Origin of the sequence: Prosthecobacter sp. (assembly GCF_044222565.1) — a bacterium.
Lineage (GTDB): Bacteria > Verrucomicrobiota > Verrucomicrobiia > Verrucomicrobiales > Verrucomicrobiaceae > Prosthecobacter.
Genome location: NZ_JBGANA010000001.1, coordinates 456,307 through 471,108, shown reverse-complemented (window position 1 = coordinate 471,108; position 14,802 = coordinate 456,307). Strand labels below are relative to the sequence as shown.

The window sequence follows — 14,802 nt, the reverse complement described above, 5'->3', positions numbered from 1 at the left end:
ATGAACCGACCTCTCACACGACGTGAATACCTGATGCGTGCCACCGGCGGCTTTGCCGGGCTGGCGCTGGCGGATCTGCTGGAGGCGGATGCGAGGGCAGCATCGGCGCTGGCGGAGAAGTGGCCGCATTTTCCGGGCAAGGCGAAGCACTGCATTTTTCTCTTCATGAATGGCGGGCCGAGCCAGGTGGACACGTTTGATCCGAAGCCGGCGCTGAAGAAGTACCACGGCATGCCGTACACGGGGGATGCGAAGGTGGGATCGAACGGACGAGCGGTGGGGCATCTGATGCAGTCGCCGTTTGACTTTAAGAAGCATGGGCAGAGCGGGTTGGAGATCAGCAGCCTGTTTCCGCATGTGGCGATGCATGCGGATGATCTGTGCGTAATACGATCGATGCATGCGGACACGGCGGCGCATGCCTCGGGCTGCCTGCAGATGAACACGGGAAGCATCTTCATCGGCAAGCCAAGCCTGGGCTCATGGCTCAATTATGGGCTGGGCTCGGCGAATCAAGATCTGCCGGGCTTTGTGGTGATGACGGACCCGAGAGGCGGGCCGATTGGCAGCGCTTCAAACTGGACGGCGGGCTACATGCCGGCGGCGTATCAGGGCACGCTGTTTCGCAGCGGGGGCTCGCCGTTGCTGGATCTGGCGACGCCGGAGGGCACAAGCGAGCGCACGCAGAGGCGTAGCCTAGATCTGCTGAAGTCTTTGAATGAAGAGCATCTCATGCGGCACCCCGAGGAGACGGAGCTGATGGCGCGCATTGAATCCTATGAGCTGGCCTACCGCATGCAGACGGAGGCGATGAGCGTGGTGGACCTGGATGCGGAAGATGCCGCCACGCGTGAGATGTACGGACTGAACAATCCGCGCACGGCGGAGTTTGGCCGCAAGTGCCTCATCACGCGCAAGCTGATCGAGAAAGGGGTGCGCTTTATCCAGCTGTACTCCGGTGGCGGGCACATCGAGGACACGTGGGACGGGCACAATGACTGCATCACGAACCACACGCTGCACGCCGGGGAGACGGACCAGCCGATCGCCGCGCTGATTGCGGATCTGAAGCGCACGGGACTGTGGGAGGAGACGCTGCTGGTGTGGGGCGGGGAGTTTGGCCGTACTCCTACGAGCGAGGGCGTGGGCAAGCCGGGGCGCGACCATGACTGGCATGGCTTTTCCATGTGGCTGGCGGGTGCCGGTGTGAAAGGCGGGCAGGCCATCGGTGCGACGGATGAGCTGGGATTCAAGGCGGTGGAGGACCGCTGCCATGTGAGCGACCTGCATGCGACGATCCTGCATCTGATGGGGATAGATCATTCGCGGCTGAGCTATCTGCACCAGGGGCTGGCACAGCGGCTGACGGGGGTGGAGGATCGGAGGGTGATTGCGAAGGTGCTGGCGTGAGCCTGGGAGCGATGGCTGTGGTTTTGTTTGATGGAACGGCCTGCGTGGTGCGTTTGGATTGGTCCCTGCCTATGAGATACCTCGCCTCGTTTCTTTTTATCTCCCTTGCCGGACTTCGTGCTGAAATGCCCAAGCCTATGGGCTCTGTTTTGCAGCCGTATGTGGATGACAAGGTGCTGGCTGGAGCAGTGACGATGGTGGCGGACAAGGAGAAGGTGCTGGATGTGACGACGGTGGGCTGGGCGGACATCGCGGGGAAGAAGCCGATGGCGAAGGATGCGATTTTCTGGATCGCGTCGATGAGCAAGCCGATCACGGCCACGGCCTTCATGATGCTGGTGGATGAGGGGAAGGTTTCCCTGGATGATCCGGTGGAGAAGTATCTGCCGGAGTTCAAAGGGCAGATGGTCGTGGCGGAGAAGGATGCGGAGCATGTGCTGCTGAAGAAGCCGAAGCACCCGATCACGGTGCGCAATGTGCTGAGCCACACAAGCGGGCTGGCCTTCAAGTCGGCGGTGGAAACCCCCACGCTGGACATGCTGCCACTGCGGGTGGCGGTGCTGAGCTATGCGGCGGCGCCGCTGCAGTTTGAGCCTGACACGAAATACCAGTATGCCAATGCGGGGATCAACACTGCTGCGCGGATCATCGAGGTGGTGTCAGGCATGAGTTACGAGGACTTCATGCAGCAGCGGCTCTTTGCACCGCTGGGCATGGTGGACACGACCTTCTGGCCCAGCGAGGAGCAGGAGAAGCGCATCGCGACTTCCTACAAGGCGAACGAGGGCAAGACGGATCTGGAAGCCACGACGGTGGGGCAGCTGCATTACCCGCTGCATGAGCGTATCCGCCAGCCGATGCCGGCAGGAGGACTCTTCAGCACGGCAGCGGATGTGGTGAAGTTTTGCCAGATGCTGCTCAACGGCGGGCAACTGAACGGGAAGCGCTACATCTCGGAGGCGGCACTGAAGCAGCTGCAGACAAAGCAGACTGCTGAGGGGCTGAACGCCTACAGCCTGGGGTATCAGCTCAACGGCAGCTCCTTTGGTCACGGGGGCGCGTATTCCACGAACATGTCCATCGATCCGGCCAAGGGCCTCGTGACCGTCTTCATGGTGCAGAATGCGGGCTGGAGAACGGACGAGGGGAAGAAGATTCTGCCGGCGTTCCAGAAAGCTGCGGCTGACCGCTTTGGCAAACCATGATCATCGCACCATTTATTTCATCCAACAAACAACCATGAAACTGCACGCTATTCTTCCACTTCTGATTGCCGCATCCATGCAGGCGCAGACTCCAGCACCCGCCCCGGCGGCCAAGCCTGCTCCCGCGCCCAAACGGGCGCCGACGCTGGCGAATGTACCGTATGGAACGCATGAGCGGCAGGTGATGGATTTTTACAAGGCGGAGTCCAGCAAGCCGACGCCGCTGCTGTTTTTCGTCCACGGCGGTGGCTGGGTGGCGGGAGATAAATCGGGAGTGGGTGAACTGGAAACCTGCCTCAAGGCGGGTATTTCGGTGGTTTCGATCAATTACCGCTACTCCTGGCAGGCGCAGCTGGCAGGCGTGATGCCGCCAGTGCAGTGGCCGTTGGAGGATGCGGCGCGCGCGCTGCAGTTTGTGCGCAGCAAAGCCGCTGAGTGGAACATCGACAAGCAGCGCATCGGGGCCAGCGGTGGCTCTGCTGGCGCCTGCTCCAGCCTGTATCTGGCCTTTCACGACGACATGGCTGATCCGAAGAGCAGCGATCCGATCTCCAGGGAGTCCACACGCCTCTGGTGCGCGGCGGTAAGCGGTGCGCAGACATCGCTGGACCCGAAGCAGCTCAAAGAGTGGACCCCAAACAGCCGCTACGGCGGCCATGCCTTTGGCTTCATGGACCCCAATGAACGCAAGACGCGCGACACGCGTTTTGCCGAGTTTCTGGAGAAGCGCGAGTCCGTGCTGAAGTGGATCAAAATGTATTCGCCCTATGAGCTGGTGAGCAAGGATGATCCGCCCGTGTATCTCTATTACACCAGCGTGCCGGCCATCGGTCAGGAGCAGAAAGATCCCACACACACTTCGAACTATGGTGTCAAACTGCAGGAGCACTGCCGTGAGATCGGTGATGAATGCGAACTCGTGTATCCCGGCGCGCCGGACGTGAAGCACAAGAGCATCGGAGAGTTTTTGGTGGATAAGCTGAAGAACTAGCCGGTGCGGGCATTCGCATGAAAATACTCCTCATCGTCACGGTCGCCGGTTTGCTGGCTGCAGGCTCAAGCCGGGCTGCCGATGGCGGTGGGGTTGTGGAAAAGGGGAGGACCGCGCTGTCTCAGGATGGCGGGCATCGGCTGAGACTGATCGATGGGGAGCAGCTCAGATCCCCCTGGGACGAAAATGTCTGCGCGGTCACTCTTCATTTCAGGCTGGAGTACGCTGACAAAAGAAACGGGTTCGTCACGCAGGCTCCTGGCAATGTGTTCATCGAAAAGGTGGGGCCGCTTGAAGAGGTTCTTCTGGCCTCTGGTGAAAATGTGGCTGCAAACAAGCATTCAAACTATTGCACGACCACCTCAGACCTGGTCGTCAGCACGTTGGAATTGGGGAAAGAGCAGAGGCAGTTGAAAAAACTCCGGCTGGCCTTGACGCTGGTGAAAGTCACCGAATGGAGGGTGCTTGATTTCAAAGGGCTCAAAGAGGGCAAAAGCGAAACGCTGCATGGCGGGCCTTTTGAGATCGAATGCAATGGCGGAGCCGAGACTTTCGGCGTCAGCATTGGTTCGCAGTTGGAGTTTCAGCGTGAACATGAAATCTATCGGAAGCAGATGCCACTGACCTTGATCAACCATCATTTTGCCATGGAGCACCTTGAAGTTATGGATTTCAAAAACCGGCCGATGAACACTCGCATGGGAATGTTCACGGGCGGCTCGAGCAACAGCCAGTTTTCGATTCGAGATGGGCTGGATCCCAAGGTGGCGGAGCCGATTGCCTATCCGGTAAATCTGCAACTGAAGCTGCCCGGGAAATACGAAACTCAGGAGCTGGAGTTTGAATTTGAAAAAGTGGACCTGCCACCGCTCGAAAAATCGACAAAGCGGTGAGTTTGGCCTCATGAGGCACGTTGTAAACGCTCCATGAAACTCGTCCTCTCTCTTCTCCTTCTCGTTTCTCTGGCTTCTGCGGCCGACGCACCCGCAAAAAAAGCGGATGCTCCCGCCAAGAAAGCCGAGGCCCCTGCGGCCAAGGCTCCTGCCAAAAGAGTCTATCCAAAGAACCCACCGCCGACGGTGGCGAATCTGAAATATGGGCCGTTTGAGCGCAATGTGCTCGATTTCTGGCAGGCGAAGTCTGACAAGCCGACGCCGGTTCTCTTCTTCATCCACGGCGGCGGCTGGATGGGAGGGGACAAGGCGGGCATCGCCGTCGAGCCGTTTTTAAAGGAAGGCATTTCCGTCGTTTCGATCAACTACCGCTACATCTCGCAGGCGCAGGATGTCGTGCCACCGGTGAAGGCACCGTTGACGGATGCAGCACTGGCTTTGCAAACCGTGCGCAGCAAGGCGGCGGAATGGAATATCGACAAAACACGCATCGCGGCGAGCGGCGGCTCGGCCGGCGCGTGCAGCAGCCTGTGGCTGGCCTTCCATGACGACATGGCCGACCCGAAGAGCAGCGATCCGATCAAGCGTGAGTCCACACGTCTGCTAACCGCGGCGGTGAATGGTCCGCAGACCACGCTGGACCCGCAGCAGATGCGTGAGTGGACGCCGAACAGCAAATACGGCGGCCATGCCTTCAGCAAGGCTGGTGAGTTCAAAAACTTCGATGATTTCGTGGCTGCAAGGGAGCGCATCCTTCCTTGGATCAATGAATACTCGCCATATGCTCTGGTGACGTCCGACGATCCGCCGGTGTATTGCTCCTTCGGTGCGCCTCCGGCCATTGGCCAGGAGCAGAAAGACCCGACCCACACCGCCAACTTCGGTGTGAAGCTGCAGGAACATTGCAAAGAAAAGGGCGTGGCCTGCGAGGTCGTTTATCCCGGTGCCATGGATGTGAAGTACAAGGCCATCAACGACTACCTCATCGCGAAGCTCAAGGAAGCGAAGTGAATTTGGCAGCTTTACCAATCATCATTATGAAACTCAATTCACTTACTCTCGGCGGTCTTGTGCTGGCCGTCTGCCTTGTCTCCCGTGGAGAAGACTCCGCCTTCCGTCCGATTTTTAACGGCAAGGATCTCACGGGCTGGTACGGTCTCAACCCGCACTCCGTCGTCAAACTCAAGGACGAGAAGAAGACAGAAGCGCTCAAAAAGATGCGCGACGAGTTCGCCACGGACTGGAAAGTCGAAAACGGCGAACTTATCAACGACGGTCATGGCCCCTATGCCACCACCGAGGAGGAATTCGGCGATATCGAATTTCTCATTGAGTACAAAACCGTGGCGGGGGCGGACAGCGGCATTTACCTGCGTGGCACTCCCCAGGTGCAGATTTGGGACAAGAACCAGGTCTTCGATCCGGCCAAACCGACCCGCAAGCCGCACCTCGGCTCCGGTGGCCTGTTTAACAACACACCTGCCACTCCGGGGCGCGACCCCCTGGTGGTGGCGGACAAGCCCTTCGGCGAGTGGAACAGCTTCCGCATCCGCCAGATCGGGGCGCGCACCTGGGTTTGGCTGAACGACAAGCTCGTGGTGGATGGCAATGTGATGGAGAATTACTGGGACAAGACCCAGCCTCTGCCAGCCAAAGGCCCGATCATGCTGCAAACTCACGGTGGTGAAATTCGCTGGCGCAATCTCAAGGTGCGCGAGATCGGAGCTGAGGAAGCGAAGAAGATCCTCGCCGAAGCTGACGCGAAGAAATGAGTTTTTAAATCCAAACGATAGAGCTGCAGGGAATCGCTTCCCTGCGGCTTTTTGATTTTTGAAAAGCTGCTTACTTGTTCAGGACAAGGCGCAGAGTGCCGTTGTGGATTTCCAGAGACTGGATGCCGGCGAGGAATTTTTGCAGCGCGGGATCGGACTCGACGTTCTGAGCGATGAGATCGACTCCCTTCATGTCGCCAATCCAGCTGTTGGGCAGAGAGATGCCGCCGAGGGTGAGGTCATCCAGTTTCAGGGAGAGCTTGTGCTCTGGAGAAAGGCTGGTGCCAAAGGTGAAGCGGAGACGGATTTTTTGATTGGGGACGATGGGGAAGTCTTCGGGGGCGGTGAGGATAACAGCCGCAGAGACCTGGCCTTCGCCAAATTTCACCTGCACGCTTTCGCCGAGATCCTGCTGGGCGAGGTAGGCGTTCACCTCACGCTCGTTGATCACGAGGGTGCGGCTGGCCTCCTCCGGGGAGACAGCGGCCGGATTGTTCAAGGCCTGCAGCTTGCTGTCGAAGGCTTCTTTTTCCTTCGCGGTGAGGCTCACAGGAGTCATGGCGGAGGGGTAGAAGGTATGCTTGACCCAGACTGCCCCGGTGGCGGCGGCGATGCCCGCGCAGCCGAGAATGACGGCGAGGGTGATGAGCACGACTTTTTTCGTTGAGCGCGCACGCGGTGCGGCGGGCGCAGCGGTTTCAGGGATGGTTTGCATGGTGGTGAGATTGGATGCTTTCCGGCCAAGAGTATTCATTTCAGCGAAAAAATGCCACCTACATGTTCCCCGGCAGTTTGTAAGGCATTGACTCTGTGTGCCGGGCTTGGGAACATCTGGAATAACCATGAAATACATACTTGCCCTCGACCAAGGCACGACCAGTTCACGTGCCATCCTCTTCAATCACGACGGTGAAATCGTGGCGACGGCGCAGAAGGAGTTTCGGCAGGTCTTTCCAAAGCCGGGCTGGGTGGAGCACGACGCGCAGGAAATCTGGGCCACCCAGGCCGGGGTGGCGTCCGAGGTGCTGCACAAGGCGCACGCAACTGCGGCCGACATTGGCGCGATAGGAATCACCAACCAGCGCGAGACGACGGTGGTGTGGGATCGCAAGACAGGCAAGCCGATCTGCAATGCCATTGTGTGGCAGGACCGCCGCACTGCGCCGATGTGCGACAAGCTGCGCGCGCAGAAGCTGGACAAAATCATCCAGAAGAAAACGGGGCTGGTGGTGGATGCCTATTTCTCCGCCACGAAGGTTCAGTGGATTTTGCAAAATGTGAAAGGAGCCAAAGCGAGGGCGGCAAAGGGGGAGCTGGCATTTGGCACAGTCGATTCCTGGCTGCTGTGGAATCTCACCGGCGGCAAAGTGCATGCCACGGATGTCAGCAATGCCTCGAGGACGATGCTCTATGACATTCGGAAAGGAACCTGGGATGATGAACTGCTGAAGATCTTCGGCGTGCCGCGCTCCATGCTGCCGGAGGTGAAGGATTCCAGCGGCGTGTTTGGGGAGACGGGGCTGCTCGGGGGCTCCATTCCCATTGCCGGCATCGCCGGAGACCAGCAGTCGGCGCTGTTTGGCCAGATCTGCACGAAACCAGGGATGGTGAAGAACACCTACGGTACCGGCTGTTTCATGCTGATGAACACGGGGGCCAAGCCCATTGCCTCGAAAAACAAACTTCTCACCACCGTGGCCTGGCGCATCGGTGGCCGCACGGAGTATGCGCTGGAAGGCAGCGTGTTCATCGCAGGTGCGGCCATTCAGTGGCTGCGGGACGGGCTGGGCATCATCCGCCAGTCGGCGGATGTGGAGGCGTTGGCGGCGAGTGTGCCAGACACCGGCGGAGTTTATCTGGTGCCAGCTTTTGCCGGACTCGGTGCACCGCATTGGGACGCTTATGCGCGTGGCACACTGGTTGGCCTGACGCGCGGCACCACGGGAGCGCACATTGCACGTGCGGCACTGGAGGGCATCGCTTTGCAAGTCATGGACATTCTGAAAGCCATGGAGGCGGATGCGGGAATCAAGCTGAAGGAACTGCGCGTGGATGGTGGCGCCTGCGTGAACAACCTGCTCATGCAAATGCAGTGCGATTTGCTCGGCGTTCCTGTCGTGCGTCCGAAGGTGAATGAAACCACCGCGCTTGGCGCCGCCTGCCTCGCGGGGCTGGCCGTGGGCTATTGGAAGAATCTGGCCGACATTGCGAAGCACTGGCAGGTGGACCGCAAGTTCAAACCGGCCATGAAGGCCGCCACCCGCTCCAAGATCACGCAAGGCTGGAACCGGGCGCTGGTCCGTGCGAAGGGATGGGAGGAGAAGCCGCATGAAACATAAAGAGTGGATCAACCCTCCCTGCCCGTTTCTGCCGGAGGAAAACCGGCACTATGATCACACGGACATCGAAGCGCTGAATCATGAGCGCGGGCCGATGTTTTATGAAACGGCGCTGCACTATGCGCAGAGCCTGTGGCGGGAAGGTTTTCCGGCGAAGAGCATTCTCATTCTCAACCGCGCGCTCTCATTGCCACTGAGCGCCGAGGAGCCCATCCTGGCGAAATGGCCGCTGCCGTATCTGGCGCTGATATGGATCATGCAGCACCGGGTGGAGGGGCAGTTTATTGGCAATCCGAGGCGTCACTGGCAGCACCTGGCCACACGGATGGTGGAGCCGAACAAAGAACTGCGCACGTGGCGCGCCTGGGCCTGCTGGTACCTCGCGCAGCTGATCCTGCCGGAGGCGGAATATCCCTCAGATCAAAAACAAATCCGTGAGGAGCAGATCGTGGAGCCGACCCGGGAGGAGATCGCCGGGCACCTGCACCGGCTTTCGCCGGCACGGGATGAGGATGTGTGGAGGCATGCTTTGAGCACGCTGCAAACTGCGCGGCGCGAACCGCTCGCGGCGCGCATACGCCGCATTGGCACCCATGAACTAGTTACGGTGCAGCGTCTGGGACATGAAATATGGCATGCGTATTATCCCGGCATCATCAGCGAGGAGCAGATCCGCTACATGCTCTCCATCTGGTACCAGCCTGGATCCATGGCGCATGAGATGCAGGCGCGGGACGTATGGTATGCGCTGGTCGAGGTCGCCGGCCCAAAGCCGGTCGGCTACATTTCTTTTGAGAAGCTGCTGTTTGAGCCCGTGCTGTTCATCAACAAGCTTTACATTCTTCCGGAGGTCCACGGCCATGGGCTTGGCGGAATGACGCTACGCTGGGCTGAGGACCGAGCGAAAGAGCTGCGCTGCAGGGCAGTGCGGCTCCGCGTGAACAAGCGGAACGCCACGGCCATCCGTTCTTACCTGCGGGCGGGCTTTCGCTTCACCGAGGACATTGTCAGCGACATCGGCAGCGGGTTTGTGATGGATGACTATGTAATGGAGAAGGGGGTGTGAATGAGAGCGCTCTTGTTGACACAAGGGAGCGCGCATTCCATCTCACCCTGTGATCCCGCCCAACCTTTCTCTCGCTGAAGTTCCTGGCCTGCCTGCGCATGCGGCGCGGTTGCTTGGCAAGGAGGGAGTCAAGACTGCGGGGGATGTGATGGCGCTGCTGCCTTTCCGGCACGAGGACCGGAGGCAGATGCAGGCGCTGGCGTTTCAGGCGGGACTGCTGCCGACCTGTCATCATGTGCTGATTACAAAGACGGGGAACAAGTTTTTTGGCCGGGCGGGGGTGTTTGAGGCCGTGGTGCGGCACGCGACGGGACTGCTGGGCCAGCAACTGACGCTGAAATGGTGGAACATGCCTTTCATGAGCCGGGTGCTGGCGGAGGGGCAGGAACTGATCGTCTATGGCGTGATCAAGGATACGAAGGGGCGGCTAAGCATGGCGCATCCAGAGTATGAGATCGTCAAAGGCGGCGCGGATGATGATGCGGAGCAGATTCACACCGGGCGCATTACACCTATCTACCGGTTGAAGGGCGCGATGACGCAGAAGGCGCTGCGTGTGGCTGCGTGGCATGTGGTGCGGGCTTTGCCGGAGTCGTTTGTGGAAGATCTGCTGCCGAAACCGAGCGCAGAGGGGGAATTCGCGGGGATGTCGCGCTCCAAGGCGCTGCGGGAAGTGCATTTTCCAGCCAGCCTGGAGACGCTGGAGCAGGCGCGGCGCTACCTGGCTCTGCAGGAGTTTTACGGCTACCAGCTGCGCGTGGCGATGCGGAAGCGGCGGGTGATGGAATCCGGCGGGCGCAGGCAGAAGGGAACGGGCGAGTTGCTGCGAGACTTTATCAAAGAGCTGCCATTTCAGCTGACGGCGGCCCAGCAGCGCTGCCTGGATGAGATTCATCACGACATGGCCTCGGGGAATCCGATGAACCGCCTGCTGCATGGGGACGTGGGCAGCGGCAAGACGGTGGTGGCCTTCGCGGCGATGCTGCGCGCCGTCGAGTCCGGACGGCAGGCCGTGCTGATGGCGCCGACGCAGATTCTGGCGGAACAGCATGCGCGCAATGCGCGGAAATGGCTGGAGCCGCTGGGGCTGCGGGTGGCATTAAGGACGGGGTCAAAGCGGGAGGATGGAGTAGAATCCGAATGGCTGAGAGGGAAGAGCAGCACAGGAAAAGCGCAGATCGTGATCGGCACTCATGCACTGCTGCATGATGCGGAGCTGATGCACAACACGGGCATCGTGGTCATCGACGAGCAGCACAAATTTGGCGTGGCGCAGCGGGCTAGTCTGATTCACAAAGGAGACACGCCGGATGTGCTGGTGCTGACTGCCACGCCGATCCCGAGAACGCTGACGCTGACGGTTTACGGTGATCTGGATGTTTCCACCATCGATCAAAAACCACGGGACGGGGTGAAGATCATCACCAAAGTGCGGCCGAAGACGAAACTGAAGGAGGCGGCGAAGTTTTTGCGCGAGCAGATTGAGGAAGGGAGGCAGGGATACATCGTCTATGCGCTGATCGATGAGTCGGAGAAGGTGGAGGCCGGCGCGGCGACCAAAGGGCATGAGGAATGGTCCAAACTGCTGGCTCCGTGCGAGGTGGGTCTTCTGCATGGGAGGATGAGCGCGGAGGAGAAGGAGGACGTCATGAAACGCTTCCGCGCGGGCAAGCTGGATGCACTCGTTTCCACGACGGTGATCGAGGTGGGGATTGATGTGCCTAATGCAACAGTGATGTTCATACATGACGCGGGCCGGTTTGGTCTGGCGCAGCTGCATCAGCTGCGCGGGCGTATCGGCCGCGGAGCGCACACCAGCTACTGTGTGCTGTTTGTGGATGACAAGGACGAGGAGAACCGCCAGCGGCTGGCGATCATGGAGGAGACGAGCGATGGCTTTCAAATCGCCGAAGAAGATCTGCGCCGTCGCGGGCCGGGGGATGTGCTCGGCCATGCGCAGAGCGGACAGGCCCCGCTGCTGTTTGGCGAACTGCTGGCGGACACCCGGCTGGTGCGTCTGGCGCGGCAGCTGGCCGAGCGCACGCTGGATGAAGACCCCAGCCTGCAGCGACCAGCTTTGGCGGCGTTCCGCGATGAACCGGTGGTGGCCGAGAAGGCGCAGGCTATGATGCAGTGAATGAACGCTTTACGCGCGCAATCTGAAGATTGGCTTAGTTAAGCGGGCTTGACTATTGAAGGATTTACCCGGTTTGTACCCGGTGTCATGCATCCTCTTGCTCCCAGTTGCGCTCCTGTAGCGCTGATGGACCAGGCCGAAGTCGCTCAAAACGTGCGGCACCGGCGTGGCAAGCGGAGCTTTTGGACGGTGATGCGAGTGACCATTGCCGCCACCGCTGCCTCGGGTGTGACGGCCTTCGCCCTGTGGCTGAAGCAAGAAACCCCCCATCCACATGCGGCGATTGCCATGCGTGAGTCCGCATGGGTGGAAGCTCGGAGCCTGAAGTCTCCGCTGCAGACCGCGCAGTCTTCCGCCCTGGCGGCCTACGGATTAAAAAAAGATCAGTCTCCACCGCTTGCTGAGGCATCAGCACCTCCGGCTGCAGTGGCGGCCCCGACTCAGATCGCGCTGGACCCACCGCTGCCCGCGCAGAAAAAAACGGTGAAACAGCCGCCGCCGGTGTGGCTGCTGACGGAGCTTCCCGAGTTCGCGGTGGACAAGAATGCCAGGCTTTCGCCTGCGCAGACGATTGACCGCCTGCGGCAGAGCCTGCGCGAGGCGGGTGCGCGACAAATGGGACTGGCGGTGCGCTTTGCCGTGCTGAATCTTTCCGAACTCCTGGCCATGGATGCCAAAAGATGGGCCGCGAGCCTGGAAACCCAGGCAGCGAACGAGAACCGTGCCTCGGCTATGCTGCTGACGTTCTACCTTCAATATCTGGACCGGGGAGGGGAGGGGGCCGGCGTGAAGGCGCTGCTGAAAGCGATGGAGGAGGGCATGCCGGAGGAGCGCGCCGTGCGGGAGTGCATCCTGGCCGGACGCAGCGTGGAGGAGCTGGAAAGGGAGATGGGAAGGGTGTTTGCGGAGGCCGGGGTGGAGCTGCAGTTCACCCGGCGCGGGGGTCTGGCCTTCCGGCCATGATGGAGTCCGGGGGAGAATCCTTTTGCCCGGTCTCTGTTTTGCCGTTAATCCCTGCGCATCTCCATGAAGACATCCTGGTCCATACGCCTAGTGCGCGCGCTGTTCTTTGCGTTCTCCGTTTTCATCGGTATCGCGATCGCCCTGGGCCTGCAGCAGGATGCCTGGGTGGGGGCGGTCGGCGGCGCGGTGTTCATGGGGATGCTGATGATTTTGGACAGCATTCTGGCGCACTTCACCCTGCGTGATTTTTCCCATGCCACGCTCGGGCTGGCGGTGGGCTTGTTTTGTGCGTGGCTGATCACGCGCATCGGGGTATTCCAGCTCGCGTATTTTCAAAATCATGAGGAGGCGGCCGCGCTGCAAAACGTGGTGGAGATCTGCATCTACGGCACTCTGGCGTTTTTTGGGGTCACGTTTGCGCTGCGCAGCGACCGCGATCAGTTTGCCTTTTTGATCCCTTACATCCGCTTTCGCCGCGACGGCTCAGAAGGCGAGCCGCTGCTGCTGGACACCAATGCGGTCATCGATGCCCGGCTGCCGGGAGTGTTTGCCACGGGGTTTCTCAGCGGTGCCGTGGTGGTGCCACGCTGCGTTTTGGATGAACTCCAGCAGCTTTCTGATTCTGCCGAGCCGGCGCAGTCCCTGCGTGGCAGGCGCGGGCTGGAGATGATGGAAAAGCTACGCGCGAGGCCGGAGATGAAAGTGTCCATCCATGAAGATGGATTGTCCGAGGTGCCGCTGGAAGTACGGCTGGTAACGCTGGCGCGTGAGCTGAATGCGCGACTGCTGACGAACGATGATAATCTCACCAAGGTGGCCCGTTTGCGCGGCATCACGGTGCTAAGCTTCCGTGAACTGGCCGCAGCTCTGAATCCCGAGCTGAGCGTGGGCGATGAACTGAGGCTGCTGCTGACGAAACAGGGAAAGGATAAAAACCAGGCGGTGGGTTACCTGCCGGACGGCGCCATGATTGTCGTGAACAATGCGGCGCCGCAAATCGGCCAGACGGTGGATGTGGTGGTCTCCGGCACACTGCCGACCAGCGCGGGGCGGCTGATCTTTGCGGAGATCAAGCCGGCTGCGTGAAGCGTCTGCGAGACGACACCCCGCAGAAGAGGGCGAGCAGCACCAGCAGGGCGGACCGTGGCTCAGGAACCACGGCGATGGCCATGATGGCGTCCGCGCTGGTGGAAATACGCGAGGCGTACATGCTTGAGGGGTTGTCCAGCGGAAGATCAGGAACGAGGGACCAGCCAAATGCGTCCGATCCCTGGTAGAGGCCGCCGCGGTCAAACAAGGCCGCATTGAAGTCCGAGCCGTCTCCGACGACGTTGTTTGTATCGAACATCCCGTCGATGCTGTAGTTGACGCCTGCCAGCTTCCAGATGCCTCCATCATCCACGAAAACACCGCCGCCTGAGTCGCCATTGGAGAGCGTGGCCTCCTCGGCAGTGCCGCTGGCGCTGAAGGTGGCTGTGAGCAGATCTCCGATGGCGCTGGCATAGATGCCACTGACGATATTGCTGCCCCAGCGAGCCACACCATCCGGAGTCGAATCCTGCCAGCCGTGCAGACTGCTGCTCACGAGCACCTCCGCACCGCGCGGGCCGCCCCTGCCATTGATCTCCATGGTCAGGCCCGTCTCGGAAGATCCTGTGTAAAGAGGCGCATAAGAGGAGAAGTATTCCTGGATTTTAAAGATGCGCAGATCCGTGCCCGCGATGTCCCAGTAGCCGATGCCGCCGTTTGCAGCTGTATCAATGCTGTAGGTCATATCTGCCACGCCATTGAAGGTGCTGCTCTGGGTGAAAGTGCTGCCTTGTATCCCGAAATGCTGTGCAGTGATGAAGTATTGCGGTGCGATCATGGTGCCGAGATAGGCACCGTATGAGCCTTCGTACTGCCAGCCTGAATTCAAAAATGCGCCGGTCGGCGCGGTCGTGTTGTGCAAAGAATCTCCGGTGGCTTCAAAGATTATCGCCCGGCAAGTCATGGACCCGAGGGATAACCAGGCAACGGCGCCGCA

13 protein-coding genes are annotated in these 14,802 nt (G+C 60.1%); 11 read left to right on the top strand and 2 right to left on the bottom strand.

Translation table 11 applies throughout. From position 1 onward, the window contains the following. From ACILSR_RS01865 to ACILSR_RS01840, 6 genes are all read left to right on the top strand, one after another. Positions 1-1,410: a DUF1501 domain-containing protein gene (locus ACILSR_RS01865; protein WP_395748020.1), complete on the top strand. Its 1,410-nt coding sequence runs from the start codon at positions 1-3 to the stop codon at positions 1,408-1,410. 71 nt (positions 1,411-1,481) lie between these two features. Beyond that, a complete protein-coding gene (locus ACILSR_RS01860; RefSeq protein ID WP_395748019.1) occupies positions 1,482-2,615 on the top strand; it encodes a serine hydrolase domain-containing protein in 1,134 nt (377 codons plus the stop codon). Between the two features lie 34 nt (positions 2,616-2,649). Then, complete coding sequence (locus ACILSR_RS01855; RefSeq protein WP_395748018.1) at positions 2,650-3,606, top strand: carboxylesterase family protein; 957 nt, start codon at positions 2,650-2,652, stop codon at positions 3,604-3,606. Positions 3,607-3,623: 17 nt separating this feature from the next. After that, the gene (locus tag ACILSR_RS01850) at positions 3,624-4,499 is read left to right on the top strand and encodes a hypothetical protein (RefSeq protein ID WP_395748017.1); all 876 of its coding nucleotides are present in this window, start codon (positions 3,624-3,626) and stop codon (positions 4,497-4,499) included. A 33-nt stretch (positions 4,500-4,532) separates the two neighbouring features. Beyond that, positions 4,533-5,510: a carboxylesterase family protein gene (locus ACILSR_RS01845; protein WP_395748016.1), complete on the top strand. Its 978-nt coding sequence runs from the start codon at positions 4,533-4,535 to the stop codon at positions 5,508-5,510. Positions 5,511-5,536: 26 nt separating this feature from the next. Then, positions 5,537-6,271 carry a DUF1080 domain-containing protein gene (locus ACILSR_RS01840; RefSeq protein ID WP_395748015.1) on the top strand — a complete coding sequence of 245 codons (735 nt, stop codon included), beginning with the start codon at positions 5,537-5,539 and terminating at the stop codon, positions 6,269-6,271. A 70-nt stretch (positions 6,272-6,341) separates the two neighbouring features. Here ACILSR_RS01840 and ACILSR_RS01835 read toward each other — a convergent pair whose 3' ends face one another. Then, complete coding sequence (locus ACILSR_RS01835; protein ID WP_395748014.1) at positions 6,342-6,986, bottom strand: hypothetical protein; 645 nt, start codon at positions 6,984-6,986, stop codon at positions 6,342-6,344. Between the two features lie 127 nt (positions 6,987-7,113). On the opposite strand from ACILSR_RS01835, the gene glpK reads away from it, so the two are divergent. The 5 genes from glpK to ACILSR_RS01810 all read left to right on the top strand — a co-directional run bounded on the left by glpK (position 7,114) and on the right by ACILSR_RS01810 (position 13,862). Further along, the gene (gene glpK / locus ACILSR_RS01830; RefSeq protein ID WP_395748013.1) at positions 7,114-8,610 is read left to right on the top strand and encodes a glycerol kinase GlpK; all 1,497 of its coding nucleotides are present in this window, start codon (positions 7,114-7,116) and stop codon (positions 8,608-8,610) included. After that, complete coding sequence (locus ACILSR_RS01825) at positions 8,600-9,676, top strand: GNAT family N-acetyltransferase (RefSeq protein ID WP_395748012.1); 1,077 nt, start codon at positions 8,600-8,602, stop codon at positions 9,674-9,676. Before glpK ends, ACILSR_RS01825 begins: the two co-directional genes overlap by 11 nt. 49 nt (positions 9,677-9,725) lie before the next feature. Then, positions 9,726-11,813 carry an ATP-dependent DNA helicase RecG gene (gene recG, locus ACILSR_RS01820; protein ID WP_395748011.1) on the top strand — a complete coding sequence of 696 codons (2,088 nt, stop codon included), beginning with the start codon at positions 9,726-9,728 and terminating at the stop codon, positions 11,811-11,813. An 87-nt stretch (positions 11,814-11,900) separates the two neighbouring features. After that, positions 11,901-12,776: a hypothetical protein gene (locus ACILSR_RS01815; protein ID WP_395748010.1), complete on the top strand. Its 876-nt coding sequence runs from the start codon at positions 11,901-11,903 to the stop codon at positions 12,774-12,776. Positions 12,777-12,839: 63 nt separating this feature from the next. Then, positions 12,840-13,862, top strand: coding sequence for a PIN/TRAM domain-containing protein (locus ACILSR_RS01810; RefSeq protein WP_395748009.1), 1,023 nt, complete (start codon positions 12,840-12,842; stop codon positions 13,860-13,862). Here the strand turns inward: ACILSR_RS01810 and ACILSR_RS01805 are convergent. Continuing rightward, the gene (locus ACILSR_RS01805) at positions 13,846-14,727 is read right to left on the bottom strand and encodes a PEP-CTERM sorting domain-containing protein (protein ID WP_395748008.1); all 882 of its coding nucleotides are present in this window, start codon (positions 14,725-14,727) and stop codon (positions 13,846-13,848) included. The genes ACILSR_RS01810 and ACILSR_RS01805 overlap by 17 nt on opposite strands. Positions 14,728-14,802: the final 75 nt, after the last annotated feature.

Bases quoted from the DNA above. Each gene is read 5' to 3' on its own strand.
- ACILSR_RS01865 (WP_395748020.1), top strand. From the start codon at position 1: ATGAACCGACCTCTCACACGACGTGAATACCTGATGCGTGCCACCGGC.
- ACILSR_RS01860 (WP_395748019.1), top strand. From the start codon at position 1,482: ATGAGATACCTCGCCTCGTTTCTTTTTATCTCCCTTGCCGGACTTCGT.
- ACILSR_RS01855 (WP_395748018.1), top strand. From the start codon at position 2,650: ATGAAACTGCACGCTATTCTTCCACTTCTGATTGCCGCATCCATGCAG.
- ACILSR_RS01850 (WP_395748017.1), top strand. From the start codon at position 3,624: ATGAAAATACTCCTCATCGTCACGGTCGCCGGTTTGCTGGCTGCAGGC.
- ACILSR_RS01845 (WP_395748016.1), top strand. From the start codon at position 4,533: ATGAAACTCGTCCTCTCTCTTCTCCTTCTCGTTTCTCTGGCTTCTGCG.
- ACILSR_RS01840 (WP_395748015.1), top strand. From the start codon at position 5,537: ATGAAACTCAATTCACTTACTCTCGGCGGTCTTGTGCTGGCCGTCTGC.
- ACILSR_RS01835 (WP_395748014.1), bottom strand. From the start codon at position 6,986: ATGCAAACCATCCCTGAAACCGCTGCGCCCGCCGCACCGCGTGCGCGC.
- glpK (WP_395748013.1), top strand. From the start codon at position 7,114: ATGAAATACATACTTGCCCTCGACCAAGGCACGACCAGTTCACGTGCC.
- ACILSR_RS01825 (WP_395748012.1), top strand. From the start codon at position 8,600: ATGAAACATAAAGAGTGGATCAACCCTCCCTGCCCGTTTCTGCCGGAG.
- ACILSR_RS01815 (WP_395748010.1), top strand. From the start codon at position 11,901: ATGCATCCTCTTGCTCCCAGTTGCGCTCCTGTAGCGCTGATGGACCAG.
- ACILSR_RS01810 (WP_395748009.1), top strand. From the start codon at position 12,840: ATGAAGACATCCTGGTCCATACGCCTAGTGCGCGCGCTGTTCTTTGCG.